2 protein-coding genes are annotated in these 1,625 nt (G+C 64.5%); one reads left to right on the forward strand and one right to left on the reverse strand.

Annotated features, from left to right (window positions below):
• The first annotated feature begins 225 nt into the window (after window positions 1-225).
• Window positions 226-480 (forward strand): IS3 family transposase, encoded by a 255-nt coding sequence (locus U9983_RS27580; protein ID WP_416211578.1) that lies wholly within the window; start codon window positions 226-228, stop codon window positions 478-480.
• Window positions 481-664: 184 nt separating this feature from the next.
• On the opposite strand, the gene U9983_RS27585 is transcribed toward U9983_RS27580, so the two are convergent.
• On the reverse strand, window positions 665-1,625 hold a 961-nt coding region (locus U9983_RS27585), incomplete at its 5' end, for a zinc-dependent alcohol dehydrogenase (RefSeq protein WP_322756809.1).

Consider the following 1,625-nt stretch of genomic DNA (forward strand, 5'->3'; position numbering starts at 1 on the left):
GACTGAAGCCCAGCATCTCCGCCATTTCATCGGCGTCCGCCCCCTCGTCAACAATCTGGCGCGCCACGCGAATCCTGATTGTTTCCAGTGTGCCGTGGTCAAGGTTCCGGCCATCGCCTTTCCGCATGCAACGATTAAATCACGACAATGACTATCGCGTCCAGATACTTTCGTTCTTCTTAGTACACCAGCAAGGAATTCGTCGACTTCTGCAAGATCAACAACGTGCGGAACTCGGTCGGCCGCACCGGAATCTGTTTCGACTGCGAGCATCATGTTGTCGCTGAATCGTTCTGGGCGACCCTGAAGAAAGAGTTCATCCACCTCCACCCTTTCGACACCGTCGAACGCCTCAGAACCGGGGTCTTCGAGTACATCGAGGTGTACTACAACCGGTTGCGGATCCATTCCACGATCGGCTACCTCACCCCTGTCGAGTTCGAGGATGAATTTGACAAGAAAGGTGATCGCGCAGCATAATAAGGACTGTCCACGAAAGCGGGAACCCTCCAGTGGTGCCGATCTGTCGGAGTGCCGGCAGGTTGGTCAGCCGTTTCCCGATCTGGAAATCCCTGGTGTTGTTGATGGTGGTCTCAGTGCGTAATGCCTGTCCTTCCCTCTCAACCAAGCTTGGCAGAGAGGGGGTCGGCGATCTGCGCGAGAATCAGCCGTCCCCGAGCTGGACCTTTATCGCTCCACTTTCGCGGTCGGCCGCGACGCGGAATGCCTCGGCGGCGTCCTGCAGCGGAAATCGGTGGGTGACGAGCCTGTCGGGCAGCTGTGGTGACTGTGCGAGCAGCTGAGCGGCCTCGTCGAATTCCCGCCGTCCCTGGTGATACCCGTAGAGTATGGCAGGGATCACGGTCACTTCCTTGGCCGCCAAGGTGCCGTCGATCTGCACTGGCGACCAGTAGGTGCCCAGCGCCAAGACCATGCCGCCGCGCAGGGCCCGTGCCACCGCCGTGTCCAAAGAACTCTGGGTGCCAGCCGCGTCGACGACGACGTCGTAACGCCTGCTCCGGTCCCCGGAGGGCGGGCTACCCGCGCCCAGCGCCTCCCCGGCCTGGATCTGCGAGGCGTGGCGCGCGAGCAGGTCCACCTCGACGCCCCACGCCCGGGCGACGGCGACAGTCACCAGCCCGATGGTGCCACCGCCGACGACCAGCAGCCGCTGCCCGGCGGCGATCGGGGCGCGGTGCAGGCCGTGGACGACGACCGCGATCGGTTCCACCAGCGCAGCGGTGCGGAGATCCACGCCGGCAGGCAAAGGCACGAGCGACGCCGGGTCCACGACCACCTCGTCGGCCATGCCACCGTCGCGCGACACGCCATACATCCGGCTGATCGCGTGCTGGCACAGATGCGTCTGCCCGCCCTGGCAGCTGGCGCAGCGACCGCACTCCACGACCGGGGAGATCGCGACCGCCGTGCCGTCGTCAAGGAGGCCCGCGAACTCATGACCAAGAGTAACCGACCGTGGACCTTGTCTGATCATGTGCAGGTCGCTACCGCAGACGCCCGCCGACGTGACCCGCAGCCGCACACCGTCGCCCGCCGGTGCCGGCACGTCGACCACCCGCACCCCACCGACGGTGCTGCGAACAGCCTTCACCGCTGCCTCCCCC

The sequence above is a fragment of the Protofrankia sp. Cas3 genome (assembly GCF_963555955.1).
Taxonomy (GTDB): Bacteria; Actinomycetota; Actinomycetes; order Frankiales; family Frankiaceae; genus Protofrankia.